At 60.7% G+C, this 22,405-nt stretch carries 18 protein-coding genes; 11 read left to right on the plus strand and 7 right to left on the minus strand.

What is annotated here, in order from left to right; genetic code table 11:
- Window positions 1–1,086 precede the first annotated feature (1,086 nt).
- Window positions 1,087–1,314 carry a hypothetical protein gene (locus tag DXK50_RS23660; protein WP_212631975.1) on the plus strand — a complete coding sequence of 76 codons (228 nt, stop codon included), beginning with the start codon at window positions 1,087–1,089 and terminating at the stop codon, window positions 1,312–1,314.
- A 172-nt stretch (window positions 1,315–1,486) separates the two neighbouring features.
- Here DXK50_RS23660 and DXK50_RS23665 read toward each other — a convergent pair whose 3' ends face one another.
- The 4 genes from DXK50_RS23665 to DXK50_RS23680 all read right to left on the minus strand — a co-directional run bounded on the left by DXK50_RS23665 (window position 1,487) and on the right by DXK50_RS23680 (window position 7,975).
- Window positions 1,487–2,011, minus strand: a complete 525-nt coding sequence (locus tag DXK50_RS23665) for a GNAT family N-acetyltransferase (protein ID WP_212631976.1) — start codon at window positions 2,009–2,011, stop codon at window positions 1,487–1,489.
- 159 nt (window positions 2,012–2,170) lie between these two features.
- A complete protein-coding gene (locus tag DXK50_RS23670) occupies window positions 2,171–3,667 on the minus strand; it encodes an efflux transporter outer membrane subunit (protein ID WP_212631977.1) in 1,497 nt (498 codons plus the stop codon).
- Window positions 3,667–6,804 (minus strand): multidrug efflux RND transporter permease subunit, encoded by a 3,138-nt coding sequence (locus tag DXK50_RS23675; RefSeq protein WP_212631978.1) that lies wholly within the window; start codon window positions 6,802–6,804, stop codon window positions 3,667–3,669. Before DXK50_RS23675 ends, DXK50_RS23670 begins: the two co-directional genes overlap by 1 nt.
- A gap of 16 nt (window positions 6,805–6,820) precedes the next feature.
- Complete coding sequence (locus tag DXK50_RS23680; protein ID WP_212631979.1) at window positions 6,821–7,975, minus strand: efflux RND transporter periplasmic adaptor subunit; 1,155 nt, start codon at window positions 7,973–7,975, stop codon at window positions 6,821–6,823.
- Between the two features lie 161 nt (window positions 7,976–8,136).
- On the opposite strand from DXK50_RS23680, the gene DXK50_RS23685 reads away from it, so the two are divergent.
- The 6 genes from DXK50_RS23685 to DXK50_RS23710 all read left to right on the plus strand — a co-directional run bounded on the left by DXK50_RS23685 (window position 8,137) and on the right by DXK50_RS23710 (window position 13,772).
- Window positions 8,137–8,871 carry a response regulator gene (locus tag DXK50_RS23685; RefSeq protein WP_212631980.1) on the plus strand — a complete coding sequence of 245 codons (735 nt, stop codon included), beginning with the start codon at window positions 8,137–8,139 and terminating at the stop codon, window positions 8,869–8,871.
- The gene (locus DXK50_RS23690; protein WP_212631981.1) at window positions 8,868–9,944 is read left to right on the plus strand and encodes an ATP-binding protein; all 1,077 of its coding nucleotides are present in this window, start codon (window positions 8,868–8,870) and stop codon (window positions 9,942–9,944) included. The genes DXK50_RS23685 and DXK50_RS23690 overlap by 4 nt, the downstream gene beginning before the upstream one ends.
- An 87-nt stretch (window positions 9,945–10,031) precedes the next feature.
- Window positions 10,032–10,652, plus strand: coding sequence for a tyrosine-type recombinase/integrase (locus DXK50_RS23695; RefSeq protein ID WP_212631982.1), 621 nt, complete (start codon window positions 10,032–10,034; stop codon window positions 10,650–10,652).
- Between the two features lie 337 nt (window positions 10,653–10,989).
- Window positions 10,990–12,411 (plus strand): 3-isopropylmalate dehydratase large subunit, encoded by a 1,422-nt coding sequence (gene leuC / locus DXK50_RS23700; protein ID WP_212631983.1) that lies wholly within the window; start codon window positions 10,990–10,992, stop codon window positions 12,409–12,411.
- Window position 12,412: 1 nt separating this feature from the next.
- Entirely contained in the window at window positions 12,413–13,021 is a 609-nt protein-coding gene (gene leuD / locus DXK50_RS23705) for a 3-isopropylmalate dehydratase small subunit (RefSeq protein WP_212631984.1), read from the plus strand.
- A gap of 55 nt (window positions 13,022–13,076) precedes the next feature.
- Window positions 13,077–13,772, plus strand: a complete 696-nt coding sequence (locus DXK50_RS23710; RefSeq protein WP_212631985.1) for an RraA family protein — start codon at window positions 13,077–13,079, stop codon at window positions 13,770–13,772.
- Between the two features lie 74 nt (window positions 13,773–13,846).
- Here the strand turns inward: DXK50_RS23710 and ttdR are convergent, their stop codons facing one another.
- Complete coding sequence (gene ttdR / locus DXK50_RS23715) at window positions 13,847–14,770, minus strand: L-tartrate utilization transcriptional activator TtdR (RefSeq protein ID WP_212631986.1); 924 nt, start codon at window positions 14,768–14,770, stop codon at window positions 13,847–13,849.
- A 244-nt stretch (window positions 14,771–15,014) separates the two neighbouring features.
- Here ttdR and DXK50_RS23720 point away from each other — a divergent pair, with 244 nt between their 5' ends.
- Window positions 15,015–16,328, plus strand: a complete 1,314-nt coding sequence (locus tag DXK50_RS23720) for a 2-hydroxycarboxylate transporter family protein (RefSeq protein ID WP_212631987.1) — start codon at window positions 15,015–15,017, stop codon at window positions 16,326–16,328.
- Window positions 16,329–16,382: 54 nt separating this feature from the next.
- Here the strand turns inward: DXK50_RS23720 and DXK50_RS23725 are convergent, their stop codons facing one another.
- Window positions 16,383–17,360, minus strand: a complete 978-nt coding sequence (locus tag DXK50_RS23725) for a LysR family transcriptional regulator (protein ID WP_212631988.1) — start codon at window positions 17,358–17,360, stop codon at window positions 16,383–16,385.
- Window positions 17,361–17,399: 39 nt separating this feature from the next.
- Here DXK50_RS23725 and ilvD point away from each other — a divergent pair, with 39 nt between their 5' ends.
- A complete protein-coding gene (ilvD, locus tag DXK50_RS23730; protein WP_212631989.1) occupies window positions 17,400–19,073 on the plus strand; it encodes a dihydroxy-acid dehydratase in 1,674 nt (557 codons plus the stop codon).
- 285 nt (window positions 19,074–19,358) lie between these two features.
- On the opposite strand, the gene DXK50_RS23735 is transcribed toward ilvD, so the two are convergent.
- Entirely contained in the window at window positions 19,359–20,255 is an 897-nt protein-coding gene (locus tag DXK50_RS23735; protein WP_212631990.1) for a LysR family transcriptional regulator, read from the minus strand.
- A 173-nt stretch (window positions 20,256–20,428) separates the two neighbouring features.
- Between DXK50_RS23735 and DXK50_RS23740 the strand changes: the two genes are divergently transcribed.
- Both DXK50_RS23740 and DXK50_RS23745 read left to right on the plus strand, forming a co-directional pair.
- Entirely contained in the window at window positions 20,429–21,208 is a 780-nt protein-coding gene (locus DXK50_RS23740) for an SDR family NAD(P)-dependent oxidoreductase (protein WP_212631991.1), read from the plus strand.
- Between the two features lie 131 nt (window positions 21,209–21,339).
- A complete protein-coding gene (locus tag DXK50_RS23745; RefSeq protein WP_249187007.1) occupies window positions 21,340–22,284 on the plus strand; it encodes an alpha/beta fold hydrolase in 945 nt (314 codons plus the stop codon).
- Window positions 22,285–22,405: the final 121 nt, after the last annotated feature.

A 22,405-nucleotide genomic window follows, 5' to 3' on the forward strand; every position in this document is an offset into this window, starting at 1 on the left:
CGAGAAAGCGTACGAGCTAGTCGCCATACCGCGAACGCCAACACCCTTGCGATTCTCATAGTAGGCGCGGGGTTCAATACGAGGTGATACTGGGATTCTAGCCTAATCAGCTTGCGGTGCAGATAGCGCTCCTCCACAGGCAATACATCTGACTGGTGAAGCCGTGCCTCGACAGCACCGCGATAGCCCCAGTACCCTCTCAGAAGCCTGTCGCGGTTAAGCGTCACGGTGACGGGCAGGCACATATAGAGGGCGTAGGAAACGAAACACGACAGCGCAGCAGCGCCATAACTCCAATTCCCCTGCCCCCATAGCCCAAGCAGGGGTAGCAACGTCAGCGCGGGTAGAAGAGCGTACCTGTAGACCCCCGCGGTGGCGGGGCCAGACCAGAAGCCCGGACCGTATTTGGGTTTTCTCATTCTGATTTACTCCATGCAGCTACGATTGATGTCTCGACATGGAAACACCTTTGCCGCGCAGTCTTCACCTCAAAACGATGCATTTTTATCGCTCGCTACCCTCGTCACTGTCGAGTGATGCTGCTCTGGCCTCCAGTACCTAGCTATCTTCTCAACGTGTTTTGGAGTTCCCAACCTGCCTGCAATTACATTTACGTCTTGCGAATCCAATCTAGACTCATCGACATCCCGTAATCCCGCTTGGGTATCTAGCAAGGATCTGATTTGCTCCAGGTTCGCCTCAACGTCTCCCTCACAACCCACCTCCGAAACAGGCTCCCACGCCAGATTTAAGATCACTGTCAGTCGTCGGCTCAAGCAGCCCATGGATTGCAAGGCATGAGCCTTAAGCTCAGTATCGAACCAAGCTTGGTCGTCGCAATCAATTACCGGAGTATCCAATTCTCTCCACTGGTGCGATGAAGAATCGAAGCACGTGCCTCATAGGGTCTACCGATACGCTTGCATCGGATCTCGATGGAGTTAATCCCAGGGCAATTTACCCCTACTGTATCTTCCTACAACTCCGCCAACAACTCTTGTCGCGCGCCGTAAACAATGAAAAACTGAGCACAAAACTTTAGCAATAGCAGGAACTGCAAACCATATGCTCAAGCGGGGAGCTTATATGAAAAGAGATGATCTTTATCTTGCACAATACAAAGCGATCCATAAAAAAATTGACGAGCACCTTGATATTAGAGGAAGCGCTTTGAGTGCACTGGTGCAAATATGCATCAGCAATGACGGCAAGCTACCACAAGCAGCACGAGAAAAATTTAAAGACTGTGTTCCGGACTCGTACTACGATTACATCGAGGCCGCAGCTAAGGATGTTCTTCAGTCGATCCATTAATTTTACAACGTCGTAACATATAGATTCTGAACATTTCTCTCCGCTTGAAGCCTGTTCGTGCCCCCCTCAGAGTCCCCCGAGCTCAATAGCTAAGCCCTTATATGAGCAGCCCATTCCCAAGGGCCATCGACTGTTTGCGGCCAAAAGCAGCCGTTAAGGATTGGGTGAGAAGTTACTTGTGATCCATAACCTTCATAAATCTGAACATCTCATTGTCCTCCCCTTCTTGATGGGCCTGAACAGAAGCCTGGTTTGGATCCGCATGAAATTTGTTGTAGAACTCAACAATCTTGAAGCCACACCTATTTACATAAAAGTGAATGTTTCGCTTCTCAAAATATGGGGTGACGGTTTCCCAGACCTTGGTGTTTGGATACTCGTTCTCGATTGCTTTCCAAGCTTGTAGCCCTAGCCCGCGACTCTGCTGGCCGGTAGAAATGAAGAAGAAGGACAGTGAGTTTAGATTGCTTATTTCATCAATTACCAAAACTGCGCCACCGACTCGCTGATCGTTTGCCATGATCCAGTACGTAGCAGCTCCATCAACAGCGATGGACTGCTCTATGTCCTCATCAGAAGGAATGGGCTCCTCAAGCGGCTGACCTAAGTCAGCTTCTGCCGCCACTCGGAACGAGTCCTGGAGAGCAGTTTTAAACTCGCTGAGAGTGTCTACGTTAGCTTTCAGGAGTTTGATCATTATGGAATCCTCGAACGTTCTGCTAGTGGTTTAGCAAGATCCACAGATAGTGAGATCGTGCGGCTAAATATATTGGACATGAATACGCCGAAGCAGCTGATCCCGAGGCCTGTGCCCAACTCGTACGCAGAGGCTTCCAACGAGCCCGCCGCACCGCCCTTACTGGCACCCACCGAGGCCATGATCGCAATGGACGATGCCGTCAGGTCGATACTGAGTGGCCTGAGCCGCTCTGACAGCGACAATCTCTGCCACATCACGTGCGTGCAGGCCGCCACCGAGCGACTTGTACAGCGCCACCCGGTTGGCGATCTCAGCACCACGCAGCTCCAGCAGCGCCTGCCGCGCGGCTTGCAATTGGCGCTGGGCGTCGAGCAGTTCCAGACGACCATCGACGCCCGCGCGGTAGCGCAGGTCGGACAGCGTCAGGCGTCGTTCGGCCGCGCTCACCGCACGCAGTTGCGCCTCGATCTGGCGGTCGAACGTAGCCGTCCCGGCCAGGGCATCGGCCACCTCACGGAAGGCGCCCTGGATGGCGCGCTCGTACTGGGCCACCGCCTCGGATTTACGCACCTTGGCCAGGCGCAGTTCGGCGCGCAGGCGCCCAGCCTGGAACAGTGGCTGCGAGATCTGCGGCGCAAAGCGCCAGACCTGGCGGCTTGGGTCGAACAGCCCACCGAGCGAGGTGCTGGCGTAACCAAAGGAGGCGGTCAGGGATATCTGCGGGAAGAACGCAGCCCGCGCCGCACCGATGTCGGCATTAGCGGCGATCAGCGTCTGCTCGGCCTGGCGCAGGTCCGGCCGGTTCAGCAGCAGGTCGGCTGGCAACCCCGCCGGTAGTGGCGCAATCACCGACTGGCGCTCCAATGGCAAGCCGGCGGGCAGATCGCCCGGCAGCTCGCTACCCACCAGCAATTGCAGGGCGTTGTCCGCCTGCGCCAGAGCGCGTCGGCGGGCTTCCAGGTCCGCTTCGGCCAGGGCCACTTGCCCTTCGGCCTGGGCCATGTCCAGGCTGCTGTTCTGGTCGGCCTGCTTGAGCAGGCGAGCCAGTTCCAACGACTGCTGCCAATCGGCCAGGGTGCGTTCGGTCAGTTGCAGTTGCTCGTCGGCCAGACGCTGAGCGAAGAAGGCCTCGGCCACTGCACCGACCAGAGCGATCTGCGCGGCATCGCGGCCCTGCTCACTGGCCAGATAAAGGGCCAGCGCCGCATCGGACAGCGAGCGTACACGGCCGAACAGATCCAGTTCGAAAGCGCTGCTACCGAAATTCACCGCGATCTGGCGATTCACCTCGCGGCGCGATTCGCCAGCATTTCCCTGCGCCAGGGCCCGTTCGCGCGTGTGACTGGCGTCGAGCGACACCGAGGGCAGGCGCGCAGCCTGCTGAATATTGAACATCGCTCGCGCCGCCTCGACGTTCAGCGCTGCCAGCCGCAGGTCACGGTTATTGGCCAGCGCGAGGTCGATCAACCGTTGTAGGCGCGGGTCGCCGAACATCGCGTGCCAGCCCACAGTGCTGGCCGAAAGCGTCGTGGCCGGTGCGGCAGCAGCCATGGGGAAGCTCGTCGGCACCGGTGCGGCCGGGCGCTCCAGGGTCGGCGTCAGCGAGCAGGCGCTCAGGCAGATGAGCAGCGGCAGGGTCAGTAACGGACGCATCAGGGGTTCTCCTGGCTCAGCGCGGCGCGGCCACGCTGCGCACGCCAGGCGCTGAAACGCTCCTGGGTGCCGATGACGAAAACGAAGAAGGCCGGCACGAAGAACACCGCCAGCAGGGTGCCGCTGAGCATGCCGCCGAACACCCCGGTGCCGATGGCATGCTGAGTTTCGGCACTGGCGCCGGAGGCGAGCATCAGCGGTACCACGCCGAGGGTGAAGGCCAGCGACGTCATCAGGATCGGCCGCAGGCGCAGGCGTGCGGCGGTCACGGCGGCGTCGATCAGCGTACGCCCCTCGCCATGCAACTGGCGGGCGAACTCGACGATGAGGATGGCGTTCTTCGCCGACAGGCCGATGATGGTGATCATCCCCACCTTGAAGAACACGTCGTTGGGCATGCCACGCAGCATCACCGCGGCCACCGCACCGAGCAGGCCCAGCGGCACCACCAGCATCACCGACAGCGGGATCGACCAGCTCTCGTACAACGCCGCCAGCACCAGGAACACCACCAGCGCCGAAAGCAGCATCAGCAGTGGCGCCTGCGCTGCCGACTGATGCTCCTGCAGCGATTGCCCGGTCCAGGCCACGGCGAAGCCCTGCGGCAACTGCGCCACCAGGCGCTCCATCTCGGCCATCGCCGCACCGCTGGACACACCAGGCGCCGCGCCGCCGGCGAGTCGCACGGCGGGAAAGCCCTGGAAGCGCATCATCTGCTGCGGCGACTCGCTCCACACCGGCGTCACCACCTCGCGCAGCGGCACCATGCCGCCACTGGTATTGCGCACGCGCAGGCCGAGCACATCGTCCAGTTGCATGCGCGCCGGGGCGTCGGCCTGCAGGATGACCTGCTGCATGCGCCCGGCATTGGGGAAATCGTTGACGTACAACGAGCCCATGGCCGCCGACAGCGTGCTGCTCACCGCCGCGAAGGACAGGCCCATGGCCTCGGCCTTCTGCCGGTCGATCTCCAGGCGGATGCTCTCGCCGGGTGGCAGGCCATCGGGGTAGACATCGCTGACCACCTCGCTCTGCGCCGCCAGTTCCAGTAGCTGTGCCTGCGCCGCCAGCAGTGCGGCCTCACCCCGGTTGGCGCGATCCTGCAGGAACAGGGTGAAGCCGGAGGAGGTGCCCAGCTCGTCGATGGCCGGCGGCATCAGGCTCATCACCGTGCCTTCGACGTTATCGACCATGGCCTGCTGCGCCAGCGCCGCCTCGTCGGCAGCCGTGGCGCCCTCGCGCTGATCCCAGTCCTTGAGCATGGTGAAGGCCATGGCGGCGTTGGGGCCGGAGCCGGCGAAGCTGAAGCCCAGCACCACCAGGTTGGCGTCCAGACCAGGGCGCGAGGCGACGTGCGCTTCGTAGGCCTTGACCACATCCAGCGTGCGCTCGCTGGTGGCACCCGTGGGCAACTGGATGGAAGTCATGAAGTAGCCCTGATCCTCCTCGGGCAGAAAGGACGAGGGCAGTTGCGCGGCCGCGATGGCCAGCACCGCGCAGAGCACGGCGAAGGCCACCATCATCCGCCCGCTGCGCCCGACCAGGCGCGCCACCCGTGCCCCATAGCCCGCTGTGAGGCGCTCGAAGGCGCGGTTGAAGGCGCCGAAGAAGCCGCGTTTGGCATGATGATCCGTGCTCACCGGGCGCAGCAGCGTGGCGCACAGCGCCGGTGTCAGGCTCAGGGCGAGGAAGGCCGAGAACAGGATCGACACCGCCATCGACAGGGTGAACTGCTGATAGATCACCCCCACTGAGCCACTGCCGAAGGCCATCGGGATGAACACGGCAGTGAGCACCAGGGTGATGCCGATCACCGCCCCGGTGATTTCCCGCATGGCCTGCCGAGTCGCCTCCTTCGGCGACAGCCCCTGAGTGGCCATCAGCCGCTCGACGTTCTCCACCACCACGATGGCGTCGTCGACGATGATGCCGATGGCCAGAACCATGCCGAACATGGTCAGCGAGTTGATTGAGAAGCCGGCCAGCAGCATCACCGCGAAGGTGCCGAGCAGCGCGATGGGCGCAACGATGGCCGGGATCAGCGTATAGCGCAGGTTCTGCAGGAACAGGAACATCACCAGGAATACCAGCGCCATGGCCTCGAACAGGGTGTAGATCACCTTCTCGATGGACACTTTGACGAAGGGCGCGGTGTCGAACGGCACCGAGTAGGCCATGCCCGCCGGCATGCTCGGCGCCAGCTCGGCCAGGCGCTCGCGCACGGCTGAGGCGGTGCGTACGGCGTTGGCGCCGGGCGACAGTTGGATGGCCGCACTGGTCGACGCCACGCCGTTCTCGCGGTTGGAAAAGGCGTAGGACTGCGCGCCCAGTTCGATGCGTGCCACGTCGCCGAGCACCACTCTGGCACCATCGGCACCGGCGCGCAGCGCCACGGCAGCGAACTGCTCCGGCGTGCTCAGTTGCCCCTGCACGGTCAGCGGCACGGTCAGACGCTGGCCCGGCAATGCTGGCTCGTCACCGATACGCCCCGGTGCGATCTGCGCATTCTGCTGCTCGATGGCCTGGGCCAGCTCGTTCATGGTCAGGCCATAGGCGGTGAGTTTGTTGGGATCGACCCAGACACGCATGGCCTGCTCGGCGCCGAACAGCTGCACGCGCCCCACCCCGTCGATACGGCGCAGCTCCTGGACGATATTGCGCGCCAGGTAGTCGTTCAGCGCCACCTCGTCATACTGACCGTTGGGCGAGGTCATGCCCACCATCATCAGAAAGCCCGAGGCGGCGGACTCCACCTGCAGACCGTTCTGCCGCACGACCTGGGGCAGGCGCGGCTCCACCGCCTTGATGCGGTTCTGCACGTCCACCTGGGCCAGCTCCGCGTCGGTACCCGGCTTGAAGGTGGCGGTGATCTGCGCAGTGCCCGAGGTGTCCACCGAGGACTCGAAGTACAGCAGGTTCTTCACCCCCGACATCTCGCGCTCGACCAGGCTCACCACCGAGTCGTTGAGCGTCTGCGGGGTGGCCCCCGGGTAGGTGGCGTAGAGGGTTACCGACGGCGGCGCCACCGACGGGTAGCGGGCGATGGGCAACTGCGGAATGGCGATGACGCCGACCAGCACGATGAACAGGGCGATGACCCAGGCGAACACCGGGCGATTGATGAAGAACTGCGGCATGACGATCTCTCCGAACTCAGCGCGCGACGGCGCTGAGGCGTTCGCCGTTGGCGGCGGGCTGCCACGGGCGTGTGGCGACCTGGGCATCGGGACTCAGGCGTTCGATACCCTCAACCACCACCTGCTGCCCGGCACTGAGCCCGGACACCACGCGGTAACGGTGCTCCACCAACTCACCGAGTTCGACAGGCACCTGGCCTACTTGGCCCTGGGCATCGACCACCCACACGCTGGCCTGGCCCGCTGTACGGCTCACCGCCTGCTGCGGCACGCTGAGTGCGGCGGAATAATGGGCACGGGGAATCCGCGCCTGCACGTAGAGGCCAGGCAGCAGGCGGCGTTGCGGGTTGTCCACCAGCACGCGCAGCAGCACGTCGCCGGTGCCGGCATCCACCTCGATACCGGAGAACAGGATGCGCCCACGCATGCCCAGCGGCTTGCCGTCGTTGCCGAGGATGTCGACGCTCAACTCCGGTGTCGCCGAGCCGGCCTGCTGACGCAGTGTGTCCAGTATCGAGGCGGACTGGCGCACGTCGACGTACACCTGGTCGATCTGCTGGATGCGCGCCATGGGCGTGGTATCGGTGGGCGATACCAGCGCGCCTTCGCTGACCAGCGCCTCGTCGATGCGCCCGGCAATCGGCGCCTCGACACTGGCGAATTGCAGATCCAGCTTGCGCCGCGCCAGCGTCGCCTTGGCCTGAGCCACATCGGCGGCAGCCTGCTCACGCTGCGCCACGGCGTCGTCATACACCTGGCGACTGACTGCCTCGGCCTGCACCAGCGGGCTCAGGCGCTCGGCCTGCACCCGCGCCCGCGCCAGGGTCGCCTCGGCGCGCTGTAAGGCAGCAGCGGCACTGTCGACCTCGGCCTTGAACGGCGCCGGGTTGATCTGGAACAGCATGGCGCCGGCCTCGATCTCGGCGCCCTGCTCGAACAGGCGGCGTTGCACGATGCCGCCGATCTGCGCGCGAATCTCGGCGCTGCGCACGGCGGCCACACGCGCTGGCAGATCCTCGCTGACCGCCAGTGCGTGCGGCTCAAGCGTCAGCACCGACACCTGCAGCGGCGCGGCCGCTTCGCTTTGCTCTGGCGCCGAATCGCACCCTGCCAGTCCCAACACGGCGAGCCCTGCGAGCACGATACTCAGATGCCGCTGTTTGCTGCCCATAACCCACTCCTCGTTGCCCACTGCGCTCCGGTAACCTGATGACTACCGGGAGCTGATCGAGGCTGCAGTCTGGAACAGCGCTGTTGCGAATGATTCGAGGCTTTGTGGAGAAAGCATGGAGGCCGCGATAACATTCGCAACCACCGTCTGCGAGCCTGTCCATGTCCGATCCCCACGCGCGCACCAGCCCCGCATCCCCCGCCACGGCACTGGTACTGATCGCCGAGGATGAAGCCGAGATCGCCGACATCCTCATCGCCTACCTGCAACGCAGCGGCCTGCGCACCCAGCACGCCAGCGACGGCCAGCAGGCGCTGGCCATGCACCAGGCGCTCAAGCCGGATCTGCTGCTGCTCGACGTGCAGATGCCCATCGTCGATGGCTGGAAGGTGCTCAGCGAAATCCGCTCCCGCGGCGATACGCCGGTGATCATGCTCACCGCGCTCGATCAAGACATCGACAAGCTGATGGGGCTACGCCTGGGCGCCGACGATTACGTGGTCAAACCCTTCAACCCGGCCGAGGTGGTGGCGCGGGTGCAGGCGGTGCTGCGGCGTACGCGGGCCAGCGCACCTGCAGCCATCCAGGTGTTACGCGTCGGTGCATTCCAGATCGACCTGGACAGCCACGAAGCCAGCGTGCAGCGTGATGGTCAGCACCACACGCTGGACCTGACCCTGACTGAGTTCAAGCTGCTGGCCTGCCTAATGCGCGCACCTAAACGGGCGTTCAGCCGCGCCGAACTGCTGGAGAGCTGCCTGCCCGAGGGCGACACCCAGGAGCGCACCGTGGACAGCCACATCAGCAAGCTACGCAAGAAACTCGAAGCCCTCGATATCCAGGGCGTACCGACCAGTGTCTGGGGCGTGGGCTATCGCTTCGGCACCGAATCATGAAGCCGACTCCGGGCCTGCGCCGGCAATTCATTCAGTCCCTGGCGGTGATGGCGCTAAGCATCATTTTCATCGCGGTGTTCGGCTCCTACGTGTTCTACGCCATCGCGATGGCCTACCTGCCGGACAGCATCTCCGAAACCTGGATGCCTTCGCGGGTGGAGATGATCTGGATCGGCTGCACCACCATCGCGGCCCTGGGCCTGGCGGTATTCTTCGCCGTGCGCCTGTCGCGACGGCTGATCACCCCACTGAACTCCGTGGCACACAGCCTGCGTGAAGTGGCTCAGGGCAAGCTCGACGCCCGCGCGCCACTGGACGATCAGGCCATGGGCGAGACCGCGCAACTGGTGCGTGACTTCAATGCCATGGCCGAGCGCCTGCAGAGCATGACCCGCGAGCGCGAGTTCTGGAACGCCGCCATCGCTCACGAACTGCGCACCCCGGTGACCATTCTGCGCGGACGCCTGCAAGGCTTGGCCGAAGGCGTGTTCAGCCCCAGCAACGAGCTGTTCGAGGGACTGCTGCGCCAGGTGGAGGGCCTCAACCACCTGATCGAAGACCTGCGCGTGCTGAGCCTCAACGACAGCGGCCATCTGGAAGTGCAACGGAGCCGTGTGCACCTGGCCGATGAATTGGGCAGCGTGCTGCAGGCCTTCGCCGCCCCCCTGGCCGCCAAGGGCTTTCACCTGCATAACCAACTGGACGCCGAATTGCGAGTGGAGTGCGATGCGCTGCGCATGCGCCAGGCCCTCATGGCGCTGCTGGAAAACGCCCTGCGCCATGCCGATCCAGGCAACCTGCGAGTGCGCCTGGAACAGGTCGGCGACAGCTGCCAACTGAGCGTGGCAGACGACGGTCCCGGCGTCGACAACGCACTGGCCGCAGATATCTTCGAAGCCTTTCGCCGTGGCGACCCGTCGCGCTCGCGCAAGAGCGGCGGCAGCGGCCTAGGGCTAGCGGTGGTCAAAGCCATCGCAGAGGCTCATGGTGGTCATGCGATATGCCAGGCCTCTGGAGCGGGGAGCTTGTTCATTATTTCTTGGCCGGTAAGCAAGCCGGTTGCTCAGACATAGCCTTTTAACCCAATGCCCGCTTTTGGCCGGTTAGCGACCACTTCTCAGGCTAGCCATGCTTGTCCTCCCACATGTGGAGGACTTGCCATGAACATCACTGCTACCTGCACCCGCCGGCCCTGGAACAAAGGAAAGTTGGTCGGACAGAAAACCCCGCTCCGGCTGAGAGATATCTGGGCCATCCGAGTAAGGCTTCAGCTTGCAGAACGAACCCGGGATCTGGCTTTGTTCGATCTGGCCATCGACAGCAAGCTTCGAGCCTGCGACTTAACCAAGCTCCGTGTATGCGACGTTGCTCATGGCGAGCATGTGTCATCACGAGCAATGGTTATGCAGCAGAAAACGAAGCGACCAGTGCAGTTCGAAATTACTGAGCAAACACGGTCTGCTCTCGCCGCCTGGATACACCAAGCCCAGCTCCGTAGCCAGGACTGCCTTTTCCCGAGCAGGCTGCACACCTCAGACCATCTATCCACCAGGCAATACGCTCGAATCGTCAAAGCCTGGGTGACAGCCATTGGCCTTGACCCGGCCATGTACGGCACCCACACGATGAGGCGTACAAAGGCATCCCTGATCTATCGCAGAACGAAGAACTTGAGGGCAGTCCAACTCCTGCTTGGCCATACGAAGCTTGAAAGCACCGTCAGATACCTGGGAATCGAAGTTGACGATGCCCTGGAAATGGCGGAACAGAGCGAAGTCTGACAAAGCATAGCGACGGCCAAAGCCAGACCGTCGCTATCCGGCCAATTGCAGTCGTTCGAGCCGCCGTTCCGCGGTCTATTCGCCATTTCTAGAGCTAATCGACCTCAATTCCCTGCTATCGAACCGCGCTCTCCAGTTCTGTGGTCGCAAACCGGTCAGCTGGAGCCAATGACGACGGGCAACTGGTCATTATTTGTTCACGAATCGTGTATTTCGGAAACTCTTTTGAGAGATTGAGTTACGTATCGCATTCAATATTCTTGTGTGGCATGCCTAGCGCAAAGCCACCGTGATGTCTCAGGACACTCGCATAACAAGCACAAGCGAGAACCGCCCAATGAACCAGCCCAAAACACTCTACGATAAGCACATCGATTCCCATACGGTCTGCACCCTGGATGATCAGGGCCATGTGCTGCTCTATATCGATCGGCAGGTCGCTAACGAATACACCAGTCCGCAGGCGTTTAGTGGCCTGCGCGAAGCCAACAGAAAAGTCTGGCGTCCCTCGGCCACGCTGTGCGTCGTTGATCACGTCAACCCGACTGCCCCGGAGCGTATCGCCGCTATGCCGGACGCTGGCGGTGCCCTGCAAGTGTCGTACTTCGAAGAAAACTGCCGCGACTTCGGTATCGAGCTGTTCGACGTGCTGGACAAGCGCCAGGGGATCGAGCACGTGGTCGCCCCCGAGCAGGGCTTCATCCTGCCCGGTATGATGGTAGCGGCAGGGGATAGCCACACGACCACCTACGGTGCACTGGGAGCGTTCGGCTTCGGTATCGGCACATCCGAGATCGAACACCTGCTGGCTACCCAGACGTTGGTCTACAAGCGTCTGAAAACCATGCGCGTGACCGTTCAGGGCGAGATGGGAGCGGACGTTACCTCGAAAGACATCATCATGGCGCTGATTCAGCGCATCGGTGCTTCCGGGGCAACGGGATACGCCATCGAATTCTCCGGTAGCACCATTGAGTCGCTCAGCGTCGAAGCCCGCATGACCATCTGCAACATGGCGGTAGAAGCTGGTGCACGCGGCGCGTTCATGGCGCCGGACGAGAAGGTCTACGCCTATCTCAAGGACAAGCCTCGCGTACCCAAGGGCGCGTTGTGGGATCAGGCGTTGGAGAAGTGGAAGGCGCTCTACAGCGATCCGGGCGCACAGTTCGACAAGGAAGTAGAGCTTGATGCCAGCGAGCTGATCCCCATGGTGACCTGGGGCACCAGCCCCGATCAGGCCGCGCCCATCGGCGCCCGCGTACCCGACCCGGCGAACGAGCCCGATGCGATCCGCCGCATGGATCTGCAGCGTGCCCTGCGCTACATGGGCCTCGAGCCCGGAACGCCGCTGACTGAAATAGCCATCAGCCACGCGTTCATCGGTTCCTGCACCAATGCCCGCATCGAAGACCTGCGCGACGCTGCGCGGGTGGTGCAAGGTCGCAAGGTCGCGGCGAACGTGCGCGCGATGATCGTGCCCGGCTCGACGCAGGTGCGTGACCAGGCGGAAGCCGAAGGCTTGGCGCAGATTTTCCAGGACGCGGGCTTCGAATGGCGCCAGTCCGGTTGCTCCATGTGCCTGGCGATGAACGATGACGTGCTGGCGCCCGGCGACCGTTGCGCCTCGAGCACCAACCGCAATTTCGAAGGACGCCAGGGCGCGGGGGCACGTACGCACCTGATGAGCCCGGCCATGGTCGCGGCTGCTGCCGTCAGTGGCCGCCTGACCGATGTCCGTACCCTGTCGCTGGAGGCCTGAGATGCAGCCATTCACTACTGTCAGCGGTGTAGCCGCACCGTTTCTCGCTGCCAACGTCGACACCGACGTGATCATGCCCAAGCAATTTCTCAAGGGTATCGACCGCAACGGCCTGGATCGTGGCGTGTTCTTTGATCTGCGCTTTTTGCCGGACGGCAGCCCCAATCCTGAGTTCGTGCTCAATCAGGCGCCCTGGAATCAATCCAGCTTTCTGGTCGTCGGGCCGAACTTCGGCTGTGGCTCGAGCCGTGAGCATGCTGTCTGGGGGCTCAAGCAACTGGGGATTCGCGCCATCATCGGCACCAGCTTCGCCGGTATCTTTTTCGACAATTGCCAGCGAAACGGCGTCTTGCTCATCCAGCTGAGCGAGGCCGAGCTGCAAGTGCTGGGTGCGATGGTCGCCGAAGCGCAAAGCGCCGTCATCGACGTCGATCTGGCCGAGCAAGTCATCTCCCTGGCAGACGGGCGCAGCATCGCGTTCAGCATCGACACGCTGCGCAAGGACGCGCTCATGCGTGGTCTGGACGCCATCGGCAGCACGTTGCAGCGCACCGAACAGATCAAGGCATTTGAAGCCCGGCACCTGCAGGCCAATCCCTGGCTCGCCTGAACTCTTTGACTGGAAACCGGCCGGGTTCTTATGGGCCTGGCCTGGAGACATATCGATGCTCGAAGTAGCGCAAAATCAACAATGGCCAGCCGGCTACATGATCAACCCCCGCGCAGCAGAACTGGATACGCATTGGCTTGAGGCCTTTCGTGGCATGCCAAGTGCCATCCTCAGCGACTGCCTGGGGCGTAATGTCGGAGGCCTTGGCCTGAAGCCTTATCATGGCACCCGTCATCTTTGTGGGCAGGCGCTCACGGTCAGGGTCAGGCCCGGTGACAATCTGATGATCCTCAAAGCCATTCAATTGGCGCAGCCGGGAGACGTGCTGGTCATCGACAGCAGTGCGGATCTGACGCGCGCAGTCGTTGGCGGCATCATGCGGGCGATGGCGATCAAGGCGGGCATTGCCGGTATCGTCGTCAACGGCGCCATACGTGACCACGACGAGTGGCTTGAGGGTGATTTGCCCGTCTTTGCATTGGGCTGTGTGCACCGGGGGCCGAGCACCGATGGTGGCGGGGAGATCAATGTACCGGTTTCTTGCGCGGGGTTGGTGGTCAGCCCGGGGGATCTGGTGATTGGCGATACCGACGGCGTCGTAGCGGTTTCTGCAGTTGAATTACCCGCGGTGCATGCGCGATGCAGCGAGCTACTGGACAGAGAGGCGAGCATCATGCGAGCCATCGAGGAAGGAACGCTCGACCCTGCGCGTTTCGATGCCCTGCTGCGCAGCAAGGGGTGCCCGCTCTAATACCCATCAGGCCCCATTAAGTGAGTCAGCGTCGGGCCTGAGAGGCCCCACCCTAAAGCTTTGACAGGACAGGCCTACAGGGAAATGGCGCGAAAATGCTCGGTCAGAAACTCGACGCATACCCTCAGCTTGGCCGAGTTGGAAAGCCGGGTGGGGTAAACGGCCCAGACGTTGGCGCTCTGGCTGTATTCCGGCAGTATCTGTACCAGCTCGCCGCTGTCCAGCAGAGGTTTAACATCCCAGAGAGAGCGCAGAAGGATCCCGCGCCCATTGAGTGCCCACTGCAGCACGATTTCTCCGTTATTGGATGACAGTGGCCCACTGATTCTGACGCTTTGTTGCTTACCGCCACGATCCAGATTCCACACGCCGAACACGTTGTTGCGTTCCTTTAGCACGAGGCAATCGTGGCGTTGAAGGTCTTCCAGGCTGCGAGGCACACCGCGTCGCTTAAGGTACTCCGGTGTCGCGCAGAGAATGCGTTTGTTGGTGACCAGGCGCTTGCTGATGTGCTGGCCTGGCAAGTCGTCGCCGACGCGAATCTCCAGATCGAAACCTTCCCCCACCAGATCCACGACGCGGTCGAACACCTCGAGACGAATCTCCAGTTCGGGATAACGCTCGGCCAGCAATGAGATGGCCGGGGCCACATGGTTGCGGCCAAAACCGAACGAACTGCTGATGTGCAACAGCCCACGCGGGGTCTGTCTGGCTTGCGAGAGCTCGTCGAAAAGGTCGTCCAGATCTCCGAGGATCCGCACCGCCCAGCGCTGAGCACGTTCGCCATCTTCGGTCAGCGCGATACGTCGGGTAGTGCGATGTAGCAGCCGCGCCTTGAGGGCGCCTTCGAGTATCTGGACGCGTTTGCTGATGTAGGCCGGGGATACGCCCAGCTCATCCGCCGCGCCGGCGAAGCTCTGCTTGCGGATGACCGTGAGGAAAACACGCAAGTCTTCAGGGAGCGGCAATTGATCACGAACTGTGTTCACAGGCCCCATGATTCACCCATTTTTTACACGATGGGCGAAATATAGCATGAGCGTAACTGGACGTATCCATAGGCGTCCGGCCCAAAAAATCCTCACACAAGAACAACCAGAGGAAACACGAAAATGCACACGCTCCGTGGCCTGAAGCTTTACCCCGTCTGCGCCTGCTTTCCTGCATCAGGCCTCTCCGTTGCGTCTCTGGACGTCCTCCGCTGAGTGCCTCGTGCACCTTTCAAGCTGAAACAGGTGAATCATGAATAATTCCGTTGAGCGGGCTGGTAACTCCAGTCACGTGGCTTCGCCGCAGGTGAAATCCGCTGTAACTCTGTATGGCCTGCCTTGGCCCATCTTCGCCCTCATTACCGCCGTCCTACTGGCGGCGGTTTACCTGAATGTGCTGCCGGCCGGTCTGATCGGCAGCCTGATGGTGATGCTGGTCCTGGGCGAGATTCTCGGCTTCATCGGTGATCGACTGCCTATCGTGCGCAGCTATCTGGGCGGCGGCGTGATCCTGGCGATATTCGGCGCCGCCGCGATCGTCTATCTGGAACTGCTACCGAAGCCGGTAATCAGCGATATCACGACTTTCATGAAAGGAGGGGAATTCCTCAACTTCTACATCGTCGCCCTGATCGCCGGCAGCATCCTCGGCATGGACTCCAAGGCGCTGGTGAAGATCGGCATGCGCTATTTCGTACCGATCATCGGTGCCACCGCGGGCGCCATTTTGCTGGCCATCGTGGTCGGCGCGGCATTCGGTTTCACGGTACAGGACGCCGTGTTGGTGATTGCCCTGCCGATCATGGGCGGCGGTATGGGGGCGGGCGCCATTCCCATGAGTCAGGTGTATGAGCAACTGTTGGGACAGCCTGCCAGCTACTACGTTTCGCTGCTTGTGCCGGCCTTGGCATTGGGCAACGTATTCTCCATCGTGCTGGCCAGCGTCTTGGCCAGGGTAGCGGACAAGTTCCCTAGCCTCAGCGGCCAGGGTCAGATCATGCAAGGCGTGAGCATCGAGGAGAAAGCCCAGAGGCTGGACCTGGGCAAGATGGGCATCGGCATGATGATTGCGGCTGCCTTCTATCTTGCCGGCTCGGTGCTGGGCGCCTTCATTCCGCTGCATCCCTATGCGCTGATGATCATTCTGGTGGCCGTGGCGAAGATCGCCAATCTGGTGCCGACCCTGGTGACGGACTCATCCTCGCAGTGGCTGAGCTTCGTGGCGAAGAACCTGACCTTGGCGCAGTTGTTCGGTATCGGCATCGCCTATACCGATCTGCAAACTGTGATCGATGCGCTGAGCATCACCTACGTCGCCATCGTGCTCGCCGTTGTGGTCGGTGCAGCTCTGGGGGCTGGCCTAGTGGGCAAACTGGTGGGCTTCTACCCGATCGAATCGTCCATTACCGCCGGCCTGTGCATGGCGAACATGGGCGGCACCGGTGATGTGGCTGTGCTCTCCGCGGCCAAGCGCATGAACCTGATGCCCTTCGCACAGATCAGTTCGCGACTGGGCGGCGCGTTCATTCTGCTGCTTTCGGGCCTGCTGGTAACGTTCTTCGTATAAGGGGAGCGATCGTTGCGACCGCCGGAGTCGGTAAGGGACCCGGCGGTTTAGTATTTAGTTCGGCTGATCGGCCGTAAGGGTCGTAACGCTCTCGATCAAGCGTTGCAGGGCGGGCGAAACCCTCTGCCGGTTCCAGGCCAGCCCGGTTTCCAGTGTGGGTATGCCACCTTGTAGCTGGAGGTAGAGAACGCCGGTACGTTGCAGGTTTCTCAGCGAGGCCGGTACCAGCGCCATCCCCATGCCGGCAGATACCAGGCTGACAATGGTTTGCATCTGAATTGCCTGTTGGCCCTGGCGGGGTGTGAGTCCCTGGCGGCTGAAATAGCCGCGGATCATCTCATACAGTGCCGGTGCGCTTTCCTGCGGAAAGCAGATCAGTGGCTCGTCCATCAGGCTGGCGATGTCGATCTGCTGCTGCCTTGGGGCAATCTTGCCTGAGGCCTGCCATTGCTGAGGCACTGCCACGACCAAGGGTTCCTCGAACAGGGGCAGATACGACAGACAGGGCGGCAGCTCGATGCGAGGTGGAATGATCATGCCGGCGTCGATGCGTCGTTCCATCAGCGCCGCGATCTGCACGTCACTGGTGGCCTCGCGTAGGTCGACCTGCACTTCGGGATAGCGCGACGTGTAGTCATGCAGCACACGTGGCAGCAAGTTGTAGTCGGCGGTGCTGACGAACGCCAGGGACAAGGTGCCGCATTCACCCGCTGCCAGGCGTCTTGCTAAGGGCTTCAACGCATCTACTTCGGCTAGGACGCGGCGCACTTCCGGCAGCCATTGTGCGGCGGTAGGGGACAGGCTCACCGAGCGTTTGCTGCGGATAAAAAGCGCAACGCCAAGATGCTCCTCCAGTGCCTGGATCTGCTGACTCAGCGGCGGTTGCGTCATGCCCAGGCGTTCGGCTGCACGGCCGAAATGCAGCTCCTCGGCGAGCGTGACGAAATACTGCATCTGACGAATATTCATATATGCAAAAGCAATTAGTGAAGCCTGAATAATATATTTCACAGCGTTTAAGCGGCTCACCATAATCGAAGTCGCCTGATGAAATCACCCGGAGAGCCACACATGCCTTATAACAAGCGCTCAAAAAACATCACTCAGGGCGTCGCCCGCTCGCCCAACCGATCCATGTACTACGCAATGGGTTACGAGAAAACCGACTTCGACAAGCCGATGATCGGCATCGCCAATGGTCATTCGACCATCACCCCCTGTAACGCCGGGCTGCAGCGTCTCGCCGACGCAGCGATCGCGGCTGTGCGCGTGGCGGGCGGTAATCCACAGGTATTCGGCACCCCGACCATTTCCGACGGTATGTCGATGGGCACCGAGGGTATGAAGTACTCATTGATTTCCCGCGAGGTCATCGCCGACAGCATCGAAACCTGTGTTCAGGGCCAGTGGATGGATGGCGTGATGGCCATCGGCGGGTGTGACAAGAACATGCCAGGCGGCATGATCGCCATGGCTCGCACGAACGTGCCGGCGATCTACGTTTACGGTGGCACCATCAGGCCGGGACGCTGGAAAGACCGAGACCTGACCATCGTGTCGTCGTTCGAGGCCGTCGGTGAACTGATTGCCGGGCGCATGAGCGAAGAGGATTTCGACGGTATCGAGCGCAATGCCTGCCCCAGCACGGGCTCTTGTGGTGGGATGTATACGGCCAACACCATGAGTTCGTCCTTCGAGGCATTGGGCATGTCGCTGCTGTACTCCTCGACCATGGCCAATCCTGATGAAGAAAAGGTCGACAGTACCGTGGCATCGGCACGGGTGCTGGTAGAGGCGGTCAAGCGCGACATCAAACCTCGCGACATCATTACCCGCGAATCCATCGAAAACGCGGTCTCGCTGATCATGGCCACAGGCGGCTCGACCAATGCGGTTTTGCATTACCTGGCAATTGCGCACGCCGCTGATGTGCACTGGACGCTGGACGATTTCGAACGCGTGCGGCGCAAGGTGCCGGTCATCTGCAACCTCAAACCTTCCGGGGAATATGTCGCCACCGACCTGCACCGGGTCGGCGGTGTCCCGCAGGTATTAAAGATGCTACTCGACGCGGGGCTTCTGCATGGCCACTGCTTGACGATCACCGGCCGCAGCCTGGCTGAAGAGCTGGCGGATATTCCCGCGCAGCCACCGCTCGATCAGAACGTCATCCTGCCGCTACATGCGCCGCTCTACGCTGAGGGTCATCTGGCGATACTCAAGGGCAACCTAGCGCCCGATGGTGCCGTCGCCAAGATTAGTGGCCTGAAGGTGCCGGCCATCACCGGACCAGCGCGTGTATTCGACGATGAAGGCAGCGCGATGCAGGCTATTCTCGAGGATAGCATTCAGGCTGGTGATGTGCTGGTGCTGCGCTACTTGGGGCCTAAGGGTGGGCCGGGTATGCCGGAAATGCTCGCGCCAACCTCCGCACTGGTGGGCAAGGGATTGGGCGAGAGTGTCGGCCTGATCACCGATGGGCGTTTCTCTGGCGGTACCTGGGGCATGGTAGTGGGGCACGTCGCGCCTGAAGCCTTCGTCGGCGGAACCATTGCCTTGGTCGAGGAAGGCGACTCCATCACTATCGATGCCCATCGCCAAGTGTTGCAACTGAACGTGGATGAGTCGCTGTTGCAGGCCAGACGGGCGCGTTGGAACCCTCCAGCACCGCGTTATACGCGGGGCGTGCTTGCCAAGTTCGCACAGCTAGCGATGCCGGCGTCCAAAGGAGCTTGCACTGGGTAAGTGTCTTCCAATCCCTAGCTTGTGGGCGGTTGTAAGAGCGCTGATTATCCAAGCTAACGAACCAAGCCCGCCATCTGATTTGATGCTGACTGGACTGCCGATCGCTACGAGTAAGCTGTTGGTATTAACGGATCGGATGGCCACTTTTGGCCGATTGCAGCCGGTGACGACGGGCCGCTTCCGGCCAAAAGCAGCCATTCGCTTCCGGCGCAGGTGGTGAAGAAGCGCGTGTTAGAAAAATCTCCCGAACCGAGACGGAATGCTGAGCTGTTGATCATCGGCCCGTCACACATACCTCGCCGCTTTTGACAGATGCTGATGGAAATAGCCGATGAATTCACGGAGACGCGGGGTTGCATGTTTGTTGGTAGGCCAGAGCAAGTGCAGACCGTAGGTCGTGCTCACCGCTTGGCCTAGTACAACAACGAGGTCGCCAGAATCGACGTATTGATCTGCAAGTAAACTGGGCATGAAAGCGATACCCCTATCCTGCAAAGCTAAGCCCAGCCTAGCGTCAGCATTGTTACAGACCAGTTGCTTTGCAAAGCTCAGATTTCTCTCTGGCGTGTCCAAGCTCGGCCAGGTTTCCAGCCGGCCAGTCGTGGGATATCGGTACTGTATACATTGATGATTTGCGAGATCTTCAACGGTACCAGGCACTCCAAAACGTGCGAGATAGCGAGGTGAGGCAACCAGATGCATCTGGAAGTTTCCGATGAGCCTCGAGGTCAGGCGAGAATCAGCTAACTGACCCACGCGGACCACCACGTCAAAACCTTCATCTATCACGTCCACCACCCGGTCACTGAAGTCCAGTTCCAGGTCTATAGCCGGATAAGCGTCTTGAAACCGTCCGATTATGGGGAGAAAAAACGAGGTGATATTCGGCATGCTGATCTTCAGCTGCCCAGTAGGTGCCTCGGCAACCAGCGAGATGTCCAGTTTCGCGGCGTTGAGCTCTCGCAAGATGACCCGACTTCGCTCCAAGAACAGTCTTCCTTCCAGAGTCAGACTGATGCTTCGAGTGTTACGGTTCAGCAGCCTTGTCCCGAGCGTATCTTCGGTTCTTCCGACGAGCTTGCTAACGGCAGACGGTGAAAGATCCAAGTGTCTTGCCGCGCTTGCAAAACTCCCTAAATCCGCCACATGGACGAAAGCTTCAATTCCATCGAGCAGATTCATTTGCGCTCCTGGGCGAGGCGGCTAGGCAGTAGGCATTCGAACGACACAGACCACCAACACGCTGATTCGACTCATGACAAAACGTCACTACTGAACTGATTATCGCCTTATTTTAGTCGCGAAACGACACCCATAGACTTTCTCCCTCAATTCGAATTAGCGAGGAGTAAGTCATGTCAATCAAGCCACGCAACGTCATTATCACCGGCGCGGGTAGCGGTATTGGAGCAGCCACGGCCCACGCATTCGCCACTTCTGGCGACCGTGTACACCTGTTCGACGTGTCTCAAGAACGGCTCGACGCGGTCTCTTCGGGTATGGACAACGTCACCACCCACCTCATCGACGTCGTCGATGCGAAGAAAGTCCGCAAGGCCATCGAAGACATTGAAAAGAAATTTGGCTCGATTGACGTTTTGGTCAGCAATGCCGGGATTTTCGATGGTCTTGCTGGCATTGAGCAGACCACCCCAGAGCTATGGGATCGTATCATCGCAGTGAACCTCACCGGCGCGTTCAACGTCATCAAGCCGGCTTCTGAAGCCATGGTTCGTCAAAAGTCGGGACGAATCATCACTATCAGTTCGATCGCGGCAACTCGAACCACTCCTGATGGCCTCTCCTACGACGCGTCCAAAGCCGGCTTGGAGGGAATGACTCGTCGCCTGGCGGTCGATCTGGGCGGCTACGGCATCACTGCCAACGTAGTGGCTCCCGGGGTCATCAGCACCGGAATTCTGGCTACTTCGCGAGAGATCCTCGGGGACATGATTCCTGACACCGGCTCAGATAACGATGCGACAAATGCAAAGTTTCTTGAGATGGCTGTACCGGCCGGCCGTCCCGGCCAACCCTCCGAAGTAGCCGCGACCATTCACTTCTTGTCCAGCGTTGGCGCTGCATACATCAACGGCGAAGTCATTCACGTCGACGGTGGCTGGATCGCGAGCTAGTCCGTTCCCTCTTCCCGCCGCATCACGCTAGATGCAGCGTTCGCCTCTGTAGCGGCGCTGCATCTTTGCGGCTTAAGGCGCGCTTGCAGTGATTCGTGTTCAACCCATCCTAACGAGCGAGATCCATCGCTATGTCTAAGACGATGTTTTCAAAATTCCCGAACGTAAGCGGCTTTGGATCGGTGACCGGTGTCCCGTACCTGCCTGAAGGATTCAAGTCTGAGTTTCAGAGTATTCATGTCGATACAGGCTCAGTTGGCCTGCATGCCGTTGTAGGAGGTGAAGGACCGCCTCTCTTGCTTATCTGCGGTTGGCCTCAGAACTGGTATGCCTGGAGCGGCATGATGTTGCCACTCAGCAAGCGGTTTACCGTTATTGCAGTGGATCCACGCGGGGTAGGCTTGTCCGATAAACCGTGTGATGGTTTCGATGCAGACACGCCTTCGGGCGACCTTTTCGCCCTTATGGATGCGTTCGGATTCGAGGAGTTTTTCCTTGCCGGCCATGACGTGGGCATGTGGATTGCGTTCGCCATGGCTGCCGATATATCACGCCGCGTGCGCAGGGTTGCGCTAGGCGAGGCTATTGTCCCTGGCGTGTTCGAGACCCCGCCGATTGTCTGCGACGATCAGGAGACGAACGAGTTTCTCTGGCACCACATGTTCAACCGTGTTTCGACCATCAACGAAAGGTTGGTTGAGGGACGAGAGGAGATATATTTTGGTTCCCAGATGGACCACAAAGCAGGTCCCCCCGGTGCCATGCCGCGTCATGCACGGGACTTCTATATCGAGATGCTGCGCCGCGTGCCCGGCGCGTTAAAAGGTAGTTTTGATTACTACCGCGGAATCGGAAAAGCGATTCCCCAGTATCGCGAACGTGGAAAGCTCGGCATCAACATTCCTGTCCTGACATTCGCGGGTGACCTTGCCTGCGGTGATCTGGTTGAACGCGAAATGCGCAAAGTCGCGGGCGATGTTCAATCCGTCATATTCAAGGGTTGCGGCCATTACGTTCCAGAGCAGGTGCCGAAGGAACTCGCAGCTGCGTTCGAGGAATTCTTCTCCCTCTCCTAGGTACCACATAGCTCCGCCCTGAGGGGCGGGGCCGAACAACATCCATAGCTTTTCGTAACCGACGCCTGATCGCTCCCAGATCGTTAGGTTGGGCGACCAGTTACCTCGAGCGATCTAGATC

The organism is Pseudomonas sp. KB-10 (assembly GCF_018221585.1).
Taxonomy (GTDB): Bacteria; Pseudomonadota; Gammaproteobacteria; order Pseudomonadales; family Pseudomonadaceae; genus Aquipseudomonas; species Aquipseudomonas yangonensis.